The organism is Bradyrhizobium sp. Leo78 (assembly GCF_059512425.1).
In genome coordinates, this window is record NZ_JCAMOT010000059.1 from 1 (window position 1) to 19673 (window position 19673).

Annotated in this window: 25 protein-coding genes; 12 read left to right on the plus strand and 13 right to left on the minus strand. The window is 62.4% G+C overall.

Going from position 1 to position 19673, the window contains the following annotated elements:
* Window positions 1–545 precede the first annotated feature (545 nt).
* Window positions 546–905, plus strand: coding sequence for a hypothetical protein (locus tag AC5ZG1_RS39330; protein ID WP_130231117.1), 360 nt, complete (start codon window positions 546–548; stop codon window positions 903–905).
* Window positions 906–1156: 251 nt separating this feature from the next.
* Here the strand turns inward: AC5ZG1_RS39330 and AC5ZG1_RS39335 are convergent, their stop codons facing one another.
* The 5 genes from AC5ZG1_RS39335 to AC5ZG1_RS39355 all read right to left on the minus strand — a co-directional run bounded on the left by AC5ZG1_RS39335 (window position 1157) and on the right by AC5ZG1_RS39355 (window position 4515).
* Window positions 1157–1345 carry a hypothetical protein gene (locus AC5ZG1_RS39335; protein WP_496136133.1) on the minus strand — a complete coding sequence of 63 codons (189 nt, stop codon included), beginning with the start codon at window positions 1343–1345 and terminating at the stop codon, window positions 1157–1159.
* A gap of 638 nt (window positions 1346–1983) precedes the next feature.
* A complete protein-coding gene (locus AC5ZG1_RS39340; protein WP_349645140.1) occupies window positions 1984–2178 on the minus strand; it encodes a hypothetical protein in 195 nt (64 codons plus the stop codon).
* 45 nt (window positions 2179–2223) lie between these two features.
* The gene (locus tag AC5ZG1_RS39345; RefSeq protein WP_080664103.1) at window positions 2224–2709 is read right to left on the minus strand and encodes an HPP family protein; all 486 of its coding nucleotides are present in this window, start codon (window positions 2707–2709) and stop codon (window positions 2224–2226) included.
* Between the two features lie 267 nt (window positions 2710–2976).
* Entirely contained in the window at window positions 2977–3861 is an 885-nt protein-coding gene (locus AC5ZG1_RS39350; protein ID WP_028168524.1) for a haloalkane dehalogenase, read from the minus strand.
* 93 nt (window positions 3862–3954) lie between these two features.
* Window positions 3955–4515 carry a DoxX family protein gene (locus AC5ZG1_RS39355; protein ID WP_496136134.1) on the minus strand — a complete coding sequence of 187 codons (561 nt, stop codon included), beginning with the start codon at window positions 4513–4515 and terminating at the stop codon, window positions 3955–3957.
* Window positions 4516–4618: 103 nt separating this feature from the next.
* Here AC5ZG1_RS39355 and AC5ZG1_RS39360 point away from each other — a divergent pair, with 103 nt between their 5' ends.
* Genes AC5ZG1_RS39360 through AC5ZG1_RS39370 form a run of 3 tightly spaced genes read left to right on the plus strand, consistent with a single transcriptional unit; the run spans window position 4619 to window position 6565 of the window.
* Window positions 4619–5356, plus strand: a complete 738-nt coding sequence (locus tag AC5ZG1_RS39360; protein ID WP_496136135.1) for a GntR family transcriptional regulator — start codon at window positions 4619–4621, stop codon at window positions 5354–5356.
* Window positions 5349–6221, plus strand: a complete 873-nt coding sequence (locus tag AC5ZG1_RS39365; RefSeq protein ID WP_207231172.1) for a sulfite exporter TauE/SafE family protein — start codon at window positions 5349–5351, stop codon at window positions 6219–6221. Before AC5ZG1_RS39360 ends, AC5ZG1_RS39365 begins: the two co-directional genes overlap by 8 nt.
* Window positions 6218–6565: a DUF1634 domain-containing protein gene (locus AC5ZG1_RS39370; RefSeq protein WP_130231111.1), complete on the plus strand. Its 348-nt coding sequence runs from the start codon at window positions 6218–6220 to the stop codon at window positions 6563–6565. The genes AC5ZG1_RS39365 and AC5ZG1_RS39370 overlap by 4 nt, the downstream gene beginning before the upstream one ends.
* A gap of 31 nt (window positions 6566–6596) precedes the next feature.
* On the opposite strand, the gene AC5ZG1_RS39375 is transcribed toward AC5ZG1_RS39370, so the two are convergent.
* The 6 genes from AC5ZG1_RS39375 to AC5ZG1_RS39400 all read right to left on the minus strand — a co-directional run bounded on the left by AC5ZG1_RS39375 (window position 6597) and on the right by AC5ZG1_RS39400 (window position 13545).
* Window positions 6597–6776: a hypothetical protein gene (locus AC5ZG1_RS39375; RefSeq protein ID WP_130231109.1), complete on the minus strand. Its 180-nt coding sequence runs from the start codon at window positions 6774–6776 to the stop codon at window positions 6597–6599.
* Window positions 6777–6850: 74 nt separating this feature from the next.
* Window positions 6851–7336 carry a hypothetical protein gene (locus AC5ZG1_RS39380; protein WP_496114061.1) on the minus strand — a complete coding sequence of 162 codons (486 nt, stop codon included), beginning with the start codon at window positions 7334–7336 and terminating at the stop codon, window positions 6851–6853.
* Window positions 7337–7371: 35 nt separating this feature from the next.
* On the minus strand, window positions 7372–10536 hold the full coding sequence (locus AC5ZG1_RS39385) for an efflux RND transporter permease subunit (protein ID WP_496136136.1): 3165 nt from the start codon (window positions 10534–10536) through the stop codon (window positions 7372–7374).
* On the minus strand, window positions 10533–11609 hold the full coding sequence (locus AC5ZG1_RS39390) for an efflux RND transporter periplasmic adaptor subunit (protein WP_496136137.1): 1077 nt from the start codon (window positions 11607–11609) through the stop codon (window positions 10533–10535). The genes AC5ZG1_RS39385 and AC5ZG1_RS39390 overlap by 4 nt, the downstream gene beginning before the upstream one ends.
* Entirely contained in the window at window positions 11606–12721 is a 1116-nt protein-coding gene (locus AC5ZG1_RS39395) for an efflux RND transporter periplasmic adaptor subunit (protein ID WP_130228609.1), read from the minus strand. The genes AC5ZG1_RS39390 and AC5ZG1_RS39395 overlap by 4 nt, the downstream gene beginning before the upstream one ends.
* On the minus strand, window positions 12718–13545 hold the full coding sequence (locus tag AC5ZG1_RS39400; RefSeq protein WP_245474942.1) for a sensor histidine kinase family protein: 828 nt from the start codon (window positions 13543–13545) through the stop codon (window positions 12718–12720). Before AC5ZG1_RS39400 ends, AC5ZG1_RS39395 begins: the two co-directional genes overlap by 4 nt.
* A 255-nt stretch (window positions 13546–13800) precedes the next feature.
* Between AC5ZG1_RS39400 and AC5ZG1_RS39405 the strand changes: the two genes are divergently transcribed.
* Window positions 13801–14451, plus strand: coding sequence for a TetR/AcrR family transcriptional regulator (locus AC5ZG1_RS39405; protein ID WP_496136138.1), 651 nt, complete (start codon window positions 13801–13803; stop codon window positions 14449–14451).
* 40 nt (window positions 14452–14491) lie between these two features.
* Here AC5ZG1_RS39405 and AC5ZG1_RS39410 read toward each other — a convergent pair whose 3' ends face one another.
* Entirely contained in the window at window positions 14492–15088 is a 597-nt protein-coding gene (locus tag AC5ZG1_RS39410; RefSeq protein WP_496136139.1) for a TetR/AcrR family transcriptional regulator, read from the minus strand.
* A 56-nt stretch (window positions 15089–15144) separates the two neighbouring features.
* Window positions 15145–15582 carry a hypothetical protein gene (locus tag AC5ZG1_RS39415; protein ID WP_245474940.1) on the minus strand — a complete coding sequence of 146 codons (438 nt, stop codon included), beginning with the start codon at window positions 15580–15582 and terminating at the stop codon, window positions 15145–15147.
* A 489-nt stretch (window positions 15583–16071) separates the two neighbouring features.
* Between AC5ZG1_RS39415 and AC5ZG1_RS39420 the strand changes: the two genes are divergently transcribed.
* The 7 genes from AC5ZG1_RS39420 to AC5ZG1_RS39450 are packed head-to-tail and all read left to right on the plus strand — an operon-like array spanning window position 16072 to window position 19657.
* Entirely contained in the window at window positions 16072–16272 is a 201-nt protein-coding gene (locus AC5ZG1_RS39420; RefSeq protein ID WP_130228603.1) for a hypothetical protein, read from the plus strand.
* Window positions 16269–16424 (plus strand): hypothetical protein, encoded by a 156-nt coding sequence (locus tag AC5ZG1_RS39425; RefSeq protein WP_496136140.1) that lies wholly within the window; start codon window positions 16269–16271, stop codon window positions 16422–16424. Before AC5ZG1_RS39420 ends, AC5ZG1_RS39425 begins: the two co-directional genes overlap by 4 nt.
* A gap of 19 nt (window positions 16425–16443) precedes the next feature.
* Window positions 16444–16662, plus strand: a complete 219-nt coding sequence (locus tag AC5ZG1_RS39430) for a hypothetical protein (RefSeq protein ID WP_496136141.1) — start codon at window positions 16444–16446, stop codon at window positions 16660–16662.
* Between the two features lie 58 nt (window positions 16663–16720).
* On the plus strand, window positions 16721–17002 hold the full coding sequence (locus AC5ZG1_RS39435; protein WP_496136142.1) for a hypothetical protein: 282 nt from the start codon (window positions 16721–16723) through the stop codon (window positions 17000–17002).
* Between the two features lie 23 nt (window positions 17003–17025).
* Window positions 17026–17625 carry a PepSY domain-containing protein gene (locus tag AC5ZG1_RS39440; protein ID WP_496136143.1) on the plus strand — a complete coding sequence of 200 codons (600 nt, stop codon included), beginning with the start codon at window positions 17026–17028 and terminating at the stop codon, window positions 17623–17625.
* Window positions 17626–17664: 39 nt separating this feature from the next.
* Complete coding sequence (locus AC5ZG1_RS39445) at window positions 17665–18837, plus strand: DUF3734 domain-containing protein (protein WP_496136145.1); 1173 nt, start codon at window positions 17665–17667, stop codon at window positions 18835–18837.
* Between the two features lie 28 nt (window positions 18838–18865).
* On the plus strand, window positions 18866–19657 hold the full coding sequence (locus AC5ZG1_RS39450; protein ID WP_130228599.1) for an acetoacetate decarboxylase: 792 nt from the start codon (window positions 18866–18868) through the stop codon (window positions 19655–19657).
* Window positions 19658–19673: the final 16 nt, after the last annotated feature.

The window sequence follows — 19673 nt, forward strand, 5'->3', positions numbered from 1 at the left end:
AGCGAGCGACGGCGGCTCCGAGGGGATGGCTTGGCCGGACCCCATGATCAATTTTGCTGAACTTGACGCACAGAACTTGATCGACGAACAGCGACGATAGTACCAAGAGGAGACTACGATGCCCCATTGCTCCGATAATCTTAGATCTGGCGGTGCCGCGCGATGCGCAGTGTGTGATGGCAAGTTTGGTCTCGTCCGGCACTACTCGTGGCGAACCCCGCTTTGTTCCAAGAAGTGCGTCGATCGCTTCAGAACTCGCCGGGAAAGTGACCGCAATTGGGTGAGCTGGCTCCAAATCGCCTTCGACCAGCTGCCCGAGAACCGCACGAGGGCTTGATGACGGCCCAGAACTCACGACGAGGCAAGGAATATTTAGAGATAGCACAGACTTTGCTCCGCGCCGCCAAAACCATGACCGACTCAGCGATTGCGGCTCAGCTTAAGGCCCTCGCTGACGACTACCAGCGGCGAGCTGAGACAGCTTCGCATGTTGATGCGGATGGATGAATTTCCTTGCACAGAGAGATTCCGGGATTGGGTGTGAGATGAACAATCACATTTGGCATGCAACACTTATTGTATTCGCCGTCCTGCCGCCGATTTCTACAATCGGTCACGCCCGCGCCCACGATTATCAGCACCCTGAGTTGAGCAGTTGGTATGAGAGCTTGCACAGCGGCAAAGGGCCCTGCTGCGATGGCAGTGATGCGAAGCGCGTTGATGACGCCGATTGGGAAACTAAGGATGGTCACTATCGCGTGCGCATTGATGGCGAGTGGGTTGATGTTCCGAACGACGCTGTCGTGGATGGACCGAACCGCGCTGGTCGCGCGATGGTCTGGCCCTACTATCTGAACGGCGCTTCCGTTGGCGTCAGATGCTTCATGCCGGGGAGCATGGGCTGATCGCGAGCGCAGGGCGATCAGCAGTTCCCACTGCGGTAACATTGCATGGTTCGGCTGCCAACCCGACCGAGGCGATATGGTCATAGTGATATTCGTACTGGCGATGTGCATTGCCGCGGCGTGCGTGGTCCTGGCGTTGTTGCTCTAACGATAGACAGCCCCGACTAGCGCGCGGGCCGCCGGGGCCGGTTACTTTCACTTTCCGAAGCCTTGAAAATATCGACGAAGCCGAGCGTCTGTTTGCGAAGCTGCTAGAAAAACGATTTGACCGTCAGCCCTGCTGCGCGGGCATCCTGTATGAATGTATGCGCTTCCTCATTGGACATTGTAAGGTCAGCGCCGCCGAGAAATTCCTCTCCTTTGGGTGTGTTCGCACGGAGCATCGTCTCGTGTCTGTTTACATCAACCGTATAATCAATGTCGCTTGGTGCTTCGGGCATGGCATCCTCCTCGATCCCGAAGCGAGCATATTGTGTCCATTTCAACCGGTCCTACAAGGCGACACTTGCGAGATAACGCTGCGGCGGGGCCGATCGTGGTTGGGGGCGAAGAAGCGTGCTCAGCATCTGTGGCCAGACCTGCCGTATTGGTCCACACATGGCCCTTCTGCGACCTCGAGCAATGTCCGCTCTTTCGCCGCTGTTGGGGGTTGAGCGAACATCATTCGGCCAGTCGCTCAATGAGTACACGCCCTAGCTAGCTGCGGGACCGCGTCGATCTCACCTCTTGTTCTTCGGCGACATTTGGCCTGCCGAGCCCGCATCTCCTCCACCGGCTGCGCCAGAGCTCTAACCCGTCCCGCCTGCTCCGCTCGACGAACCGCTCGAACCGCCACTCGCCCCGGACCCGGCTGCTCAATCAGATCACAAACAAAGGCATTGCTCACATCACTGGAGGATATTAAGGACAATCCAGATCACGGCAGGCTGATTGAAATCGCGAGCCGTGGCGTCCCGTCGCTGGTCGTCAGCTATCTGTACACACCGCTTGGTTTGCCCGCTCCGGGCTATAAACTCACCCACCGGGAGCGAGAGAACTAGATCAAGTCACGCAATGACCGAAGCCGGTTGCGGCGTCATCACCGGCGGCAGGGTTGGGGCAGCTTGCGGTAGTCCTCGCCCTCAGCTGTCAGGACATCGAACGCATAGAATTGGACCTCGTCGTCGTGCTTACGTGAGTGCAGCCCGGCGAAGTCGCTGATGCCATCGACGCCGAGCAGCACGGCCTCGCCATCGAGCACGAACTGTTTGGTGCGTATCTGCGGCGCGGCCATTGGCACACCTTTTCCCCGGCCAACCGCAATAAGGCGTATGAAAGGTCACCACCACCGGATCGGCCAGACATGGCCTTCATTGGCGCGTCCCGTGAGGACATTGTTCCAAGCAAAAGCAAACGTCGCGAGCAGCATGGCGCCGATGCCAACCGGCACGACCAGAAAGCTCCAGGACATGTTGTCGACGACAACAACCAGCGGATCGATGCCGGCGGGCGGGTGAAATGTGCCGGTCAGATGCATTGCGATCATTGCCAAACCAACTGCGATGGCGGCGGCCCACGGCGCTGGACCGCACAATTTCACAACCAGTAGCCCAACCAGCGTGGAGATAAGATGACCGCCGACAAGGGCACGGGGTTGTGCCGGTTCTGCTTTTGGTGAGCCCAATACCGTCACGATCGATGTCGCGAATGGAACCGCGAAGAGCGGAAATGTGCTCTCAATAGAGAACGCCTCCATGTTTCCGATCGCGATTGCGCTCCCGGCCGCTCCGGCAAGGATGGCAAGTAAGCGAGGTCGGTAGGGCATCTGAGCCTGATTTCTAGGTCACGGTTGGCGTCGGCGCCGGCCAAGCGTATTCGGGTTGGAAGTTTGATGATGGCCAGATAAGTTGGCCGCGAGCAGCCGTTACGCCGGAACGCGCTGCTGTTTGCCTGAGCGTGCTGGCGAGACCTGATCGAGCACTCGGAACTCGGGCTCGGAGAGCGCCACCGCGGCTGCGGCGATCTCTTCGAAGTGCAGGACCCGAGGCATCGATGATCGTTCGGAGTCCGACGATCTCCAGGTAATTGCACTCTATAACTTCGCCATCCAATCAGCGACGGCCCGTCCGATCTCGTGCGGCGAATCTTCCTGGACGAAATGGAGCCCCGAGATCGTCACCTCGGTCTGCGCTGGGAAGCTGCGGGCCAAGTTGAGAACCGGGCCGTGGGCGAGGATACCACCGGGCTCTGCCCTCAAGAACAGCTTAGGCACATTGCTCGCCGCCAGCCAGTCCGCGTAGGCGTTCACGATCGCAGCCACGTCGGCGGGCTCGCCCTCAATGGGGATCTGCCGGGGCCACGTCAGCGTCGGCCGTCGCCCCTCGCCGGGCTCGGCGAACGGCCGTCGGTACTCCGCCATCTCCTCGGCGGAGAGGGTGCGCAGGATAGCCCCCGGCAGGATCTTCTCGATGAAAAAGTTGTCTTGCAGGACCATCGTCTCGCCTTGCTCGGAACGCAGCCCTTGCAAGGCGGAACGCATTCCGAACTTGTCCCAGTGATCCCAGTACTGCGGCCCCACGATCGCCTCCATGTACGCGATACCCTTCACGGCCTCGCGGTGGCGGTTGGCCCAGTCGAAGCCGAGGGCCGAACCCCAGTCATGGACGACCAAGGTGACCCGCTCGCGCACATCCAGGGCCTCGAGCAGGGCGTCGAGGTAGCGGCGGTGCTCGACGAAGCGATACGAGCCGGGGCCACTGTCAGGCAGCTTGTCGGAGTCGCCCATGCCGATCAGGTCGGGGGCAATGCAGCGGCCTCGTGGCTGCAGGTGCGGCAACACGTTGCGCCAGAGGTACGACGAGGTGGGATTGCCGTGCAGCAGCACGATCGGGTCGCCCTCTCCCACCTCCACGTACGCCATCTCGCTGCCGAGGACCCGCCGCCGCTGCTTTTGGTACGGAAATGCCGCAGAGATCATGTTCGCTTCTCCTCATATTCGCCAACCGAGAAAGCCTTTGAGCCGAGTTGCGGACGCCTTACGTGTCGCTTCTCCGTCTGCGCGGTCCTGCGTCTACTGTCCCGATACATTGCACGTCGCGATCGAGTTTGGAGTTGATGCCGCTTCACTTGTGCGATCCGCCAGAAGGCGGTCGATAGAAAGCGGTCCGGGTCCGCCCAAGACGAGAGCCGCCAGGCAAGCGAGGTAAAGGAGATCGGTTTCATAACCCGGCGGCCCGAACTGCGCGCCCGCGGCCGTTATTGCCTGAAGCTTGATTGAGCTGAAGCCATACGGAAGGTGCACGGTGAACATCGCGGTCAAAAGAACGATCGCCATCGGGATACTGGCGAGAGGCACCAGTGCACCAAGCAGTACAGCCAGCCCGCCCAGGATCTCCACCGCGATGGTGAGCCAGCCCAGCAAATGAGGCGCGGGAAGGCCCATCGCCTGCAGGATGGCGGGGAATGCATCGAAGCCCCTCGCCGCCTTGGCGAAGCCGTGTTCCATGAAGCCATATCCAACAATCAGGCGCAGCGGGATCGGAGCCCAGCGGGCGATCGCCGAACAGCTGATCAGATCAGGAAGATCGCGCCACGTTCGCGGCCTCTCCTTAACATAGCTCATTGATTCCATTGATCTAAATCCGGCTGTGTGGACGCCGTGGTATGACGAGAATTTACCGCGAGCTGGGCTTGACATCAAGAGGTCATGACGTCACGATGACGTTATGTCGCCTATGCCCCTTTACGAAAGTGTCGCGTCCGCTCTGGCGGCCGGCATCGCTGACGGCAGCCTGCCGCCCGGAACTCAATTGCCGCCCGAGGAAAGCCTAATTGACCGATTCAAGGTCAGTCGCCCGACGGTGCGGAAGGCGATCCAGAACCTGATCGAGCGCGGGCTCGTCGAGATCAGGCGGGGCAAGGGCACTTTCGTCACCCAACCGAAGATCATGCAGGAGCTGACCGAGCTAACCGGTTTCGTCGAAGACATGCAGGCATTGGGGCGAACGCCGAGCACCAGCTTGCTCGACCAGCGCATTGTGGCAGCCGACGAAACCGTCGCACGCCACCTTGCCTTGCCAGTTGGGACGCTAGTGTTCAGGCTCCAGCGTGTTCGCCTAGCCGACAGTGTAGCCATATCCTTCGACGAGACTTACTTGCCTCGCGGCTTAGGCGAGAAGGTCGCGGGAAACGACCTTGAGGCCGAACCGGTCTTTGCACTTTTGGAGGAGAAGTATGATACGCCTCTGGTCGAAGCTGAATACAAGCTGGAAGCGGCCGCGGCCGACGCTGTCGCTGCCGAGGCGCTTCAAGTGCCGACCGGCAGTCCGATCTTCCTCATCGAGCGCACGTCCTACACCACCGGCAATCGGCCCGTCGACTATGAGCGGTTACACTATCGCGGCGATCTGATCCGGTTCGTGACGCGCCTTGCCCGACGCACGAGGACCTCAACGCAAACCAGAGATGCCTGACATGGATGCAGGCTTTGGATCCTGGCTGTTCGTCATGTCGTTTGGCGCGAGCGCGCTGGGCGGCATGCTCGGCATGGCCAGCGGCATCTTCATTGTACCCATCCTTACCCTGTTCGGCGGCGTGGACCTCCGCACTGCCATCGGCGCAAGCATCGTCTCGGTGATCGCCTGCTCCTGCGGCAGCGCTGCATCCTTCCTTGAGCGAGGACTCACCAACGTTCGCCTCGCCATCGTGCTGGAGACTACGACGACGCTCGGGGCTCTCACGGGCGTGTTCTTTGTCGGGCTCGTCCCGGTGTCCTTCCTTTACGGCCTGTTCGCTGTGGTGTTGCTGGTATCGGCGCATCAGATGCTCGCCCGGCGCAGCGATCCGGTCGGTATCAGCATTGCCGACCCGCCCGGCAATTGGGCGGACAAACTTCGACTCCACGCGAGCTATCCCGACCATGTGCTCGGCCGTAGCGTCACCTACCAGGTACGACAGCTGCCCCGAGGAATGTTCCTGATGTACGGTGCCGGTCTTATCTCGGCGCTGCTTGGGATTGGCAGCGGCGTACTCAAGATCCCTGCGATGGACACCGCCCTCCGCCTGCCGATCAAGGTGTCCTCGGCAACCTCCAATTTCATGATAGGGGTGACCGCTTCTGCCAGCGCGGGGGCATACTTCATACGAGGCTCCATCGTTCCCGCCATTGCCGGTCCCGTCGCCTTGGGGTCGGTTCTGGGATCAGTCGTCGGAGCCCGCATCTTGATGCGAGTCTCAAATGAAAAAGTGAGGGCCCTGTTTGTTGTAGTGCTTATAGCCCTTGCGGCGCAGATGCTGCTCTCTGCCTTCCACATCGAGTTGTTCGGGAAGGCCGCATGATCGCGGACGACAAGGCGCTCGATGAAACCCGCAGGATGGATCGGCTCCTTGCACGGCAGCTCAAATACGGTATCTGGCTCGCGTCGGGCGTGACCGCGCTCGGGATGATCGTTGCCCTCTTCGGCCGATGCATCGTCCCGCATGGGCATACCATGACGCTGGGCACGAGCATCGTCGGGAAAGGCATCGCGCTCATCATCCTGCTCCCGATCCTACGCGTTATCTTGATGCTGATCGTGTTCTTGCGCGAGCGGGACTATCTCTTCGGGACGATCTCCGGCATCGTTCTCATAACGATTGGCGTCAGTGTAGTGGCCGGTCTTTATGGACCTGCAATCCACTGAAGGCGAGATTTTGTCGATGAGGATATTCACCTCAGCAAAAGCCCCCCGCGAAGCTGATGTTCACCGAAAAGCTGTAGCTCGGATCGCAATTTCCGCGCTGTGTAACGAAGAGTAGATCCCAGGGGCCATCGTAAGAGGTTCGTGCTTCGGCGGCCGTCGCGGCGGCAAGGCAGGCGCAGCCGGCGATAGTCGCTATCAGTCGCTTGTTCATTGTCTTCTCCTAGATTGAAGGTGATGGGCATGCCGTTGGAGCTCGCCCGGTCCAAAATCACCTGCTACTGATTGTTAATCGCAAACCAGAACGCGTCGGTGGCGACTGTAGGCGTAGTAGCAGTCGCCCTCGGAAGAGTAGCCGCGTCCATAGGCATAGCCCGCAGCGGCGCCGGCGTAAGCGCTCGCTGCATAAGCCGCGCGATAGCCGTACCGTGACCCACCGTACCGGCCGTAGCTTCCGAACCGGTTGTAGGTCACCGATGTGGCGCGCGTGGCGTTCGCAAGCGCCGGTCCGCCCCGCCCGCCCTCTGCGAGAGCACCGCGCGGCCCAGGTCCGGCATCGAGACGAGGCGCCGGACCACCGAGGCCGGCACGTGGTGCACCGCCAAGCCCCATCGGAGGGCGAGCCGCGAATGCCGGGGGGCCCCCCGCAGCCAGCGGCGGCCCGCCGGCTGCGATTGGCGGAGGCCCGGCCATTGGAGGCGGCGGCGGGAATTGTCCAAACGCCGCAGGTGGCGATAGCATCGCGGTGCCGAGAATCGTGCCAAGGGTTAACATCAGAATCGTCGTGCGTGACATGGTGTTGCTGTTTCTCAAGACTGCGTTTCAGGGATGGGAGTCGGCTGCGACTCGCGAGCGTGTTCATGAGGCGCGCCGTGCACGGGAGTGTCGTGCACAGGCACGGCCGGCTCCTCCGTCGATGTTTGACCGCCGTGATCGGGGTGAATCCGACACCAGGCAACATACAGCGCCGGCAGGAACAGCAGCGTCAGCAGCGTGCCGACGATGATGCCGCCCATCATGGCGTAGGCCATCGGCCCCCAGAAAATCTCGCGCGCGATCGGAATGAGCGCGAGACTTGCGGCGGCGGCCGTGAGCAGGATCGGTCGCATGCGATGCTCGGTCGCTTCCACTACGGCGTCCCAGGCCGGCCTGCCCTCCTTCTTGAGATCCTCGATCTGCACGATCAGGATCACGGAGTTTCGGACCAAGATGCCGATGAGGGCAAGCACGCCGAGGATGGCGACGAAGCCCAGCGGCGCGCCGCTTGGCAGCATGGCCATGACCACGCCGATCAACGCGAGCGGCGCGACCGCGAACACCAGGAACAGGCGCGAAAAGCTCTGCAGCTGTACCATCAGCACGGTCGCCATGACGAACAGCATCAACGGCACAACCGCGACGATCGGCCCCTGGCTCTTGGCGCTCTCCTCCACTGAGCCGCCGATCTTGATCGCGTAGCCCGCAGGAAGCTGCTTGGTAAATTCCGCCACCTTCGGCGCGAGCTGGTCGACGACCGTCTTCGGCTGAACGTTGCTGACGACGGCGGCTTTCAGCGTGATGGTCGGAATCCGCGCGCGGCGCCAGATCGTGGGCTGCTCCAGCTCGTAGCGCAGATTGGCGACGGCCCCGAGCGGCACCGATTGGCCGCCGAGCCCGGTCATCTGGAGATCGCGCAGCGTGTCGATCGAGGCGCGTTCCCGCGCGGTCGCTCGTCCGGTGACATTGACGAGATAGATGCTGTCGCGCACCTGCGTGACCGACGAGCCCTGCAGCACCGAGTTCAGGGTGGTGGCGATGTCTTCCGAGGTGACGCCGAGCTGACGCGCCTTGTCTTGGAGCACATCGACCTTGACGACGCGCGCCGGCTCCATCCAGTCGAACACCACGTTGCCGAGGTCGGGACTGCTGCGAATGACGCCTGCAAGCTTCTGCGAGAGGTCGCGGACTTCGGCGATGTCGGGACCGCTCAGGCGGTATTGCACCGGACGGCCGACGGGAGGGCCGACCTCGAGCAGCTTGACGTAGGTGTCGGTGCCCGGGAACGTCTTTCTCAAATAGTCCTCGAACTGCGACTTGAGCTTGTCGCGCGCGGCGATGCCGCCCTTGGTCACGATCACCTGCTGACCGAACCAGGTGTTGGCGGTCTGCACGTCGAACGACAGCACGAAGCGCGGCGCACCAGTGCCGACATAGCTGGACCAGTGCTCGACCGAATTATTGTCCTGCAGCTGCTCACGCTCGAAGCGAGCCATCTGCGTGTTGGTTTCGGTGATCGAAGCGTTCTGCGGCAGGTTCCAGTCGATCACGAGCTCGGCACGGTCGGACGAGGGGAAGAACTGCTGTTGCACGAACTGCAAGCCGAACAGGGCGAGCAGGAAGGCGCCGGCCGTCACGGAGACGGTGCTCCAGCGATGATGCATGCAGAACAGGAGGAGGCGCGCGAACAACATCTGCGCCACGCGGCCCTTCTGCTCGTGATGTCCCTTCATCCTGGCCGGCAGGATGGTGACGCCGAGCAGCGGGGTGAACAAGACGGCCACGATCCAGGAGACGATCAGGGACACCGCGATCACCACGAACAGGGTGAAGGTGAACTCGCCGGCGTTGCTGCTGTTGAGACCGATCGGGATGAAGCCGGCCACCGTGACCAGCGTTCCCGTCAACATCGGAAATGCGGTCGACGTATAGACGTGGGTTGCCGCCTTTTCGAGGGGATCGCCGATCTCAAGCCGCGCCACCATCATTTCGACCGCGATCATGGCATCGTCGACCAAGAGGCCAAGCGCGATGATCAGGGCCCCCAGCGAAATGCGTTGCAGCGAGATGCCGAAATAGGCCATCACGACGAAGGTGATCGCGAGCACGAGCGGAATGGCGATGGCCACCACGAGGCCGGCACGCACACCCAGGCTCAGGAAGCTGATGCCGAGCACGATGATCACGGCCTCGAACAGCGCTTCGGTGAAGCCCGAAACGGCATGTTCGACCACGACGGGCTGGTCGGCAACGAGGTGGACGCCGACGCCGATCGGCAGGTCAGCGATGATCCCAGTCATCTCCTCCTTCAGCGCTTCGCCGAACTGGAGCAGGTTCGCGCCGGATTTCATGCCGATCGCGAGCGCGATAGCAGGCTGACCGTTGTATCGAAACAGGGTTGACGGCGGATCGACATAGCCACGCGTGATGGTCGCGACATCGGTCAACGGGAAGAAGCGATCGTTGATGCGCAGATTGACCGCCTTCAGGCTCGCCTCCGAGGTGAATTGGCCGTTGACGCGGACGCTGATCCGCTCCGGCCCCTCCTGCAACACGCCGGAGGGTGCCACCGCGTTCTGGCCCTGAAGTGAATTCATGATGGCGTGGACATCGAGGCCGAGCGCCGCGATCTTGCGGGTGGAGAACTCGAGGTAGATCACCTCGTCCTGCGCGCCGAGAATGTCGACCTTGCCGACATTGGGCACGGTCAGCACCTTGGCGCGGATGTCCTCGACCTGGTCGCGGAGCTGCCGCTGGCTCAGGCCGTCGCTGGTGAAGGCATAGACATTGCCGAAGACGTCGCCGAAGCGGTCGTTGAAGCCGGGTCCAATCACCCCTTGCGGGAAATCGCCCTTGATATCAGCGATCATGTTGCGGACGCGCACCCAGGTCGGCTTGACGTCGGCCGCCTTGGTCGAATCGCGCAAATAGACGAAGACGGTGGTCTGACCCGCGACCGTCACGCTCTTGGTGTAGTCGAGCGATTCGAGCTCCTCCAGCTTCTTCTCGATGCGGTCGGTGACCTGACGCGTCATCTCCTCGGGCGAGGCGCCCGGCCACTGCGCCTGGATCACCATGGTCTTGATCGTGAAATCAGGGTCTTCCTGGCGCCCCAACTGGAGATAGGCAAACAGGCCGGCCGCCATGAAGGCGATCATGAAATACCAGACGAGGGAGCGATGGCCGAGCGCCCAGTCAGAAAGGTTGAACGACTTCATGGCTCTTGATCCTGTTCGATGCGGACGTGCTGTCCCGGCTTGAGGCTGTGAATTCCGGCGGTGACGACGCGGGTGCCTGCGGCAAGCCCGCTGGTGATGCGGATGCCCGCCTGTTCGGCGACACCATCGATCTTCTGCAAGGAGACGGTGCTGGTGGATTGATCGACCACCCACACGAAATCGGCGCCGTCCCTGGCGAGCACCGCTGACGCGGGCAGGCGCAACACCTTGCTCTGGTCCTTGCCAAGCTTTGCCGTGACGGTCGCGCCAAGGCGGAAGCTTTCGGGCGGGTTGTCGAGCGCAATCCGGACGCGTCGCAGCCGCGTCACCGCATCGGCCTGCGGCGCGATTTCGCGCATCCTGCCCTCGACCTGAACGGTGGGGAGGAGCTGCAGGCTGACGCTGAACGGGAGACCAACTTCGAGCGGCACGGGCAGGTCTTCCCCGATATCGACGACCGCCTCGCGAATGTCCGGGCGCGCGACCGTCACCACGGTTTGACCGGGCGAGACCACCTGGCCGACTTCCGCGCCGACGGCGGTGACGACGCCGCCGAAGTCGGCCTTGATCTGGGCATAGCCGAGTTGCTCGATCGCCTTGGTCAGGTTCGCCTGCTCCTGCGCGACGCTTGCTTCGGCGCCGGCGCGGGCCTGCTCGGCATTGTCCAGCGTCTGCCTGGTGGTCGCATCGCTGGTGATGAGCGCGCGTTGCCGCTCCTCCGTGGCCTTGGTCGTCGCAAGCTGCGCCTCGGCCTTCGCAAGCTGAGCTTTGGCCGCGCGAACGGCGAGATCGAGTGCGGTGGGATCGATCGTCCCGATGATTTGCCCTTCGCTGACGATGTCGCCAACGTAGACCGGGCGCGAAGTCAGCCGTCCGAGTACGCGAAAACCAAGATTGGTCTTGTAGCGCGGCTCGACCGTGCCGACGGCAAGCGTGCTGTCATTGTTGTCGGGCTTGGCCAGCATTGAGAGCACGGGGCGCACGGGCTCCGGCGCGCTCGTCTCCTGCTGACACCCGGCGAGCAACGAGGCCGCCGCGAGCGTGCCAGCGATCATCATGACCTGTCGCTTCATGACCGGTCTCCCACTTCAGTGACCGACTGGCCGACGCTCAAAAGCTTACCGCCGTCGACGACGACGCGCTCGCCGGGCTCGAGGCCCCCCTTGATCAGCACCTGACCGGCTTCATAGGCACCGACCGTGACCGGCTTCAGCGACGCTGTCTGCGTTTTTGGATCGACGGTCCAGACGGCAGGCCTCCTGCCTGCGGCCATCAGCGCGCTCCAGGGCAAGGTGATCTGCCTCTCGGCTTTCGCCACAACCGTCCCCGAGACGGCGCTGCCCAGGGTCATCGCAGCCGGCGGGTTCTCAATCGACACCTTGACGCGGATCGTGGAGCTCTTCGCGTCGATAGCCGGTGAAATCTCCCTCACCTCACCCGTTGCTGTCACGCCGGGATCGGAGATCAGCGCCAGCATCACGCGGCCGCTGTCGGCCTGGCCAAGGAAGACGGATTCGTAGACCTCGAAGACGGCATCCCGCTCCCCGTCCTGCGCGAGCGAGAACACGGGTTGGGCAGCCGGAACGACCTGGCCGACCTCGATACTTCGCGCGGTAATGACGCCATCCGCTTCAGCACGCAGGGTGGTATATCCGAGCGCATCGCGCGAGGTACCGAGCTGAGCCTTAGCCGCCTCCAGCACACCCTCAGCGGTTCGCAGACCTTCCTGGGCCTGGTCATAAACGGTCCGGGTGGTGAAGCCGCTTGCGATCAGCGCTTTCTGCCGCTCGAACGTTGCCTTCGCCACGCGCAGCTGGGCTTCGGCGGAGGCAACTGCCGCGGTCGCGGCATCGACATCGGCCTGTTGCTCGGCCGGATCGAGCCGGGCGAGGACGTCGCCCCTTTCGACGTGAGCACCAATGTCCACCGCGCGAGCAATCACACGTCCGCTGACGCGGAACGAAAGATCGGCGCGGAAGCGCGCCTGAACCTCGCCCGTCAACGTGATGGCGGCTTGCCGGTCGCGCGGCTGCACGATCGTGGTACGGACCAGCGTTGCCCGTGTGGCCGTCTGCGCCGCGTGATCGTTGCAACCGGTCAGCGCAACGCTGGCAAGCACCGCCGCTGCGGCGAGGGTCTTCGCCGCATGAGGCGTTCGAACGGGGTTCGAGATTTGGCTTTTCATAGCGCGTCCGTATGATGGGAAGGAGACAACAGCGCGCCAAGCGCATCGGCGGATTGGCGGGGGACAATCATTTCGCTTTCTTGCTGGCGCAGGAGTCCCGCAAGGGGATCGGTCTCAACGGTGGGCTCGCGTTGATCGGACGCCGCGCTTGCCGTGAGCAGGGCTTCATTTGAAGCGGTGGCTCTGGTGCGGCGCGGAGCCCTCATCTGGCGCGTTGCGATTGACCAGTTTGCGCCCCGTTCGCGCTCAGTCAGCGGGAACGAGAAAACAATCGAGGTGAATTCGGCGCCGAAACCCTGCTCGATCCGACCGCTGAGCGCCCTCGCGATTTCCTTCGCAATTCGCAATTCGCGATCCGAGACATCGCGGGCGGGACGCGTTCCGTTGTCCAGGATCACGCAGTTCACCAGCGCGCCGGTGCGCGTCAGCTTGATCTTGATCTGCCCGGCCCGCGCGTCGAAGCAGGCGTGCCGTGCCGCGTGCATCACGAGCTCATGGACGATCAGGCCCAGATGCCAGCAGCGCTTCGGCTGGAGCGCGATGGACTGGGTCGCGAATGCCAGTTGAATGTTCATCCGGTCCAGCAGCGCCCGGCGCATGCCACAGCCGAGCTTGCGAAGGTGGGTCGCGGCATGGATCAGCGTGTCGCTCGTTGGCATGGCCAGCGCACGATGCACGTCGGCGTAGCCATGCAGCAGCTCGACGATATCGCCGAGCGCGCATTTGGCTTCCGTCCCCTCGACCCGGATGACCGCGGCGGAGACCAGGTCGATGGCCAAGGCAACACCGTTGGTGACCCTGCGATTCAGCTCGCGCAGCAGCACGCCTTCCTGCAAGCCGGACGGGGCTGGGCTCAAAACAGTCACGACATTCTCCTCATTCGGCTCGAACGACGGGGGTCCACCGTCCCGGCACCTTTGGGACCCCGATCTCTTGAGATCACTCGCCAGGCTCACGAAACACGATGAGCTGGCGGATAAATAAACTATACCGTATATTTTCTTTTTCTTGCCTTTCTTCGCGAGCCATGTCAAGTGGGAAAGCGACGCGCACAGACTCGTGATTTCGGAGGACCCACAATGAAGAAGACGAAGCGAGGCAGACCGCCCAAGGATCTGGCCGGCGACGCGCCGGCGCGCATTCTCGATGCCGCCCAGCTGCTGTTTCTGGAGAAGGGCTATCGCAGCGCCAGCATCGACGACATTTCCGAGCTTGCGCCTGCAAGCAAGCCGACGATCTACGCCCACTTCCCCGGCAAGGAAGCGTTGTTCGCGGCGGTGGTGGCCCGCACCGTCGACGGCTTGATGGACTTCGAGGACTTCTCGCCCGAAGGCCGCACCATCGAGGACAAGTTGATGAGCCTCGGCACAACCCTTGTCGACAGGGTCATCGAAGAGTCATTGGGCATGGTGCGCGCGACGATCGCGGAATCGCAGCGCTTTCCCGAACTGAGCCGCAACGTGCACGACGCTGCGCGCGATCGCTCGCTCGCCGCGGTATCCCAACTGCTGGACGACGCCACGCAAAAACTCGCGCGCACCCCGAGGGGCCCTTTCAGCGCCAAGCGAAGCCGTGCTACCGCGCAGATTTTTCTCGACCTGATTCTGCTACCGATGCTGTTCCGGTCGCTGGTCGGTGAAACTCAGAAGGACCTGAAGAAGGAACTTCCGGGCTTCGTGCGCGAGCGCGTCGGCTTTTTCCTGGCAGCCTGCGAAACGGACTGGTCATAGTAAGTGTCTGCTTTGGACGCTTGGCCTGGAAGCATTCGCATCAGCCGGCGGCCTTGAGCTGCACGTGAGCTGTCATCTCGGCCGGCTGCAGGAATGGCCCACGACGCAAAGCACCCGTACAAAATCTCAACATCTCGTCGAAGCTTGGCCGCAGCGTCGCAGCCCCGACCCGCGATGGGTTGAGATAGACATCCATGGCTTCCAGCAGGCAGCAGGTCAGCGCCATTGGACTGCCGCCCTGCAGTTCGCCGCGTGCTTGCCCGGCGCCGACGATCGGTCGCACCAGCCCTCGGATCCTGTCGTCGTAGGTGAGGATGACCGTCCAGTTTTGACGGACGGCCAGAGTTATCAAATCCTGCAGTCGCCGATGCTTCGCCGGTCGAGCTTCATTGCAGTCGGCGATGGCCTTCAGGATTGCAGCCAAGCGCCGTAGCGCTGGGCCACTGCCGAGGGCCGCCTCAGCCGCCGCACTGACCGCCTCCTCGAGCACCTCCTGCACCACAGCCTCCTCGATCGCCCGCCTCGAGGGAAAGAACCGATAGACGTTGGCTGAGGACATCGACAAGTGCCGCGCAATATCGGCGACGGTGGTCTTGTTGTGTCCCATCTCGCGATAGAGATGGATAGCAGCCTGCACGATCCTTCGGCGAGCGCTCCTCGTTCGGTCGTCAATCTCTTCGCGCATAACGTCGCTCACTCCGCCGGAAAGTTCATCAGCTCGCGGCGACAGGCCTCTCCGAAATCGCGCAAGGGATCCATCTCCTCGATGAATTTGGGGAGATCGACGAATGTGCGATTGGGCGAGAGATACGTCTCGATGATCAGGTGCCCGGCTCTCTCGGCGGCCTGAACGACCTCGTTGCTCGACAAGATCCGCATGCGTCCGATCAGCGTATAGAGGCTGACCAACTGCGGAATTTCGGCCTGATCATTGACCAGGGCCTCGGCATAGAGCCGTGATCCCTCCTCGATGAAGCTATGGTACAATTGTTCGCGCCTTGAGAACGAGCGGGCATGATGAAGGTCGCGCCGCCTTCGGCGTCCGCTGAACCATCCACTAACGATGGTCGAGAGCGCGCCGAACGCAGAGCCGCCGAAGGCAGCCAGGGCCGGGATGTATACCGTGCTCATAAGATCGCTCCTGTCTCCTGTCGCAGTGCGGATGTGGTTCAAGGCAGTGCCTGGTCACATCACGCCGCAACGTCGTTCGTTATCTGCCCCTGACTGATCCGGTGGATGCCTGCTCGAACACCGCTTTACAGCCTCCGCTCAGATCCGATTTCCTGAGCCGCAGACAGGCTTCGACTCCGGATGGGTCGGGAATGTAGGCACTGCAGAGGCGAAAGGCGTCGGGGGTGCAAGCCGCTCGCTGCTCGAGTGTGCCCCGGTTCTCCTGGGCAAAACCTGCTGCGCTGCCAAGCGCGACTACGGCCGCTGCGAATAACGCCGGCATCAATCTCGTCATGTCAGATCCCTTCTCTGCTCGAGGCTTCTGGTTGAACCTGGCGGAGCCTCGCCGCCTTGATCCTGCACACGCGCTTGTGACGCACTCGTCTTGACTCGGACACCGGCGCGTGATTTATATGAACTATACGGTGTATTTTATTAAGGAGACGCGGAATGTCAACACTCCTGTTCGCGTTGATGCGCGAAAATCCGTTGCCCGGCCTCGCCGCCGCATCGCTGAACCTGATTGTCGCCTTGTGCCTCGTGGCCCTGAGCCTGCTGCTTGGCATCACGATCGCGATGATCGCGTGGGCTCATACGCTCGCCACACGCCAGCCCAGCACTATCCGGCTGGAGCGGAGGACGGTCGCATGACGCCGGCCCTGCTGATCGCCCGCGACTGCATCATCTACTGGGTCAACGCCTGGATCGCGCCGGTCGAATGCGTGTTCGACGTGATCGAGTCCGAACTCGCGCGCAGAGGCGTTGCGCCAGACGAAGTCGACCGTCTCACGCACACGGTGTGAGCGAGCACGGGTGTGTGAGATGCTGAACTTCATCGAAGTCTTTGACGGGATGAAAGTGGACCCGATCAACGGCGAGGTCGTGTGGACCGGTGTGACCGGAACACGGACAGCGCTCCAGCGCGATGGGCTCGCGATCGATCCGAAGGCCGCAGCCTATTGTCCAACCGAATGGCTCGATGAGCGCGGTTATCTCGACGCCGAACGTGCGCGCCGGCATCCCCGCCCGTGGAGTATCTGACGATGCGACAGAGTGATGCCGTTGTCAGGAGCCGCACGCCATGAGCCGACGATCCATAATGTCAATGCACGCGAGCCGATCGAACGACACCGCCCTTCCCTTGCGCGGCTATTTTCTGTCGGTCGGCGGCGCCCTGCTCTGCTTGCTTTGGGCGAGCGGCTGGGTGCTCCCGGCCCAACCGCCAAGCCGCTTCGCGGAGCCGGATACTGCGCGGCCTCCGATCCGCATCGACTCGGACGTGAAGGGGCCGGAGCGCGTCTTGATCGATACAAATCAGTCGCCGCCTACGCTCTCCGACAAGGAGATCGTCGTCGCTCACACGGCCGTCGCAGGCGATTGACCAACCAGACCGAGATTGATCCGATGTCGAAGCAGCACTTGTTTGCCCTGATCATGTGGTCCGCCACGCTCGCCGCGACAGCCGCCGTCGCTGACGTTCAAAAATCTGCAGATGCAGACAGCCGAAGCACGAGCGCGCAAAGCCAAGCCGAGGAGGCCGCTATCCAGCGCGTTCTCTCGGAATTCCGCACGATACGCGTCCCACTCAGCCGGGCGATCGCGATCGCGGAGCGCCTGCATGACGGTTCGAAGACCGCCTACATCAGCTTCGAGATCGACAGCCAGCCCGTCTACCGCGTTCGCACGACCCGGAATGAGCACGTTTGGGAGAACGCCATCGACGCAAATACCGAGAGCATTACCGGGAAGGAGATGACGTCGTCGCTGCAGGAACTCGATCGGGAAGACCTCGCCAACATCCATGCCTTGAAGGGGATCAAGCCGGAATTGTCCGATGCCGTGCAGGTCGCCGAGAAAGCCGCGGCCGGCAGCGCGCTGGCCGGTGGACTGATACGACAGGATGGCAAACTCAACTTCGTGATCGTCGTCGCCTCCGGGGACCATTTGAAGGAGGTGCTGCTCGAGCCTCCCAAGATCGGAAAGCAAGACACGAGCCGCCATTAACACGAGCATGTTCATCAGCACTCAAAGAGCACACAAGCCATGAACTTCCAGCCTCGATCACAGCTATCATCGGCACAACGGCAGCTTCCTTTCGACTGCATCGCGCTGCTGCTGCAAGGCGGAGGTGCGCTTGGCGCGTACCAGGCGGGCGTGTACGAAGCCTTGGCCGAAGCCAGCATTCATCCCGACTGGGTTGCTGGCATATCGATCGGGGCCATCAATGCCGCCATCATCGCCGGCAACCCGCCCGAGTCCCGTGTTGACCGCCTGCGCGATTTTTGGACCCAAGTCACCTCGACCGCGCCCTGGGATTGGTCCGGCAATCCCTTCCTGGATTGGACGCGGAGCGACAATACGCGAAACCTCATCAACCAGATGAGCGCCGGTCTGGCGGCCACGTGTGGCGCTACCGGATTCTTCTCTGCCCGTCCCGTTCTGCCCTGGCTGCAGCCCGGCGGAGCCAGCGATGCGACCAGCACCTATGACACGTGCGCGCTCAAGACCACGCTGGAGCGCCTGGTTGACTTCGATCGTATCAATGCCGGTCTGACGCGCTTCAGCGCCGGCGCGGTCAACGTCCGAACGGGTAATTTCGTCTATTTCGACAACACGATCCATACGATCCGGCCGGAGCACATCATGGCGAGCGGCGCACTGCCGCCCGGCTTTCCGGCCGTGGAGATCGAGGGCGAGCACTATTGGGACGGCGGTCTCGTCTCCAACACGCCGCTGCAATGGGTGATCGAGTCGGATGCGCCGCAGGACATGCTTGCGTTCCAGGTCGACCTCTGGAGCGCGCGCGGTCAACTTCCCCGCAACATGGCTGAGGTCGTCACGCGGCACAAGGAGATCCAGTATTCCAGCCGCACGCGCGCCAGCACCGACCAGTTCAAGCATGTGCAGCGCCTGCGGCGCGCACTCACGGATCTCCTGGGAAGGCTGCCCGAGGATCTCAATCAGCATGAGGACGTGAAACTGCTCAGCACGGCGGTCTCGCGGAATGTCTACAATATCGTCCACCTGATCTATCGCGCGCGCAACCACGAAGGGCATTCGAAGGACTACGAGTTCTCGCGCCTGTCGATGCAGGACCATTGGCAAGCCGGCTACCACGACGCCCTGCGTACCCTGCGCCATCCCGAGGTGCTCGCCCGGCCATCGAGTCCCGACGGGGTCTTCACCTTCGATCTCGAACATGACGGCCGCGAGTGACCGAACCTCATCGCCTCGAGATAACGCAATGCGCGAGACAGATGTGAAACAACGAGCCTTCGCAATGCCACTGACCAACCCGGCCTATCCACCCGGGCCGTACCGGTTCGTCGATCGCGAATACATGATCATCACCTATCGCACGGACCCGACCAAGCTCCGGGCCGTGGTTCCGGAGCCGCTGGAGGTGGATGAGCGAGACGCGCTCGTCAAATACGAGTTCATCCGCATGCCAGATTCCAACGGCTTTGGCGATTACACGGAAAGCGGGCAGGTCATTCCCGTCTCCTTCCGCGGCCGCAAGGGTGGGTACACGCATTGCATGTTCCTCAACGACGAAGGACCGATTGCGGGCGGACGTGAGCTCTGGGGCTTTCCGAAGAAGCTTGCGCAGCCGACGTTGCGAACCGAGATCGACACGCTGATCGGTACGCTGGATTACGGCCCGCTCCGGGTCGCCACGGGCACGATGGGCTACAAGCACCGCGAGGCCGATCTGGCGAACGTCAACGCTGCTCTCAAGGAGCCGAACTTCCTGCTCAAGATCATCCCGCACGTCGACGGCACCCCACGCATCTGCGAGCTCGTTCAGTACCATCTCGAGGACATCGTGCTGAAGGGCGCCTGGACCGGACCGGCGGCCTTGGCGCTCTCACCACACGCACTAGCGCCGGTAGCAGAACTGCCGGTACTGGAGATCGTCGCCGCCGTTCACATCCGTGCTGACCTCACGCTCGGGCTCGGGACGGTGATGCACGACTATCTGGGACAGCCGGCTCGCGGCTCGATTCGAGCCCGTGAGAGAGCCTTGGTCTTTTAATTTCAACTGCGCGCCG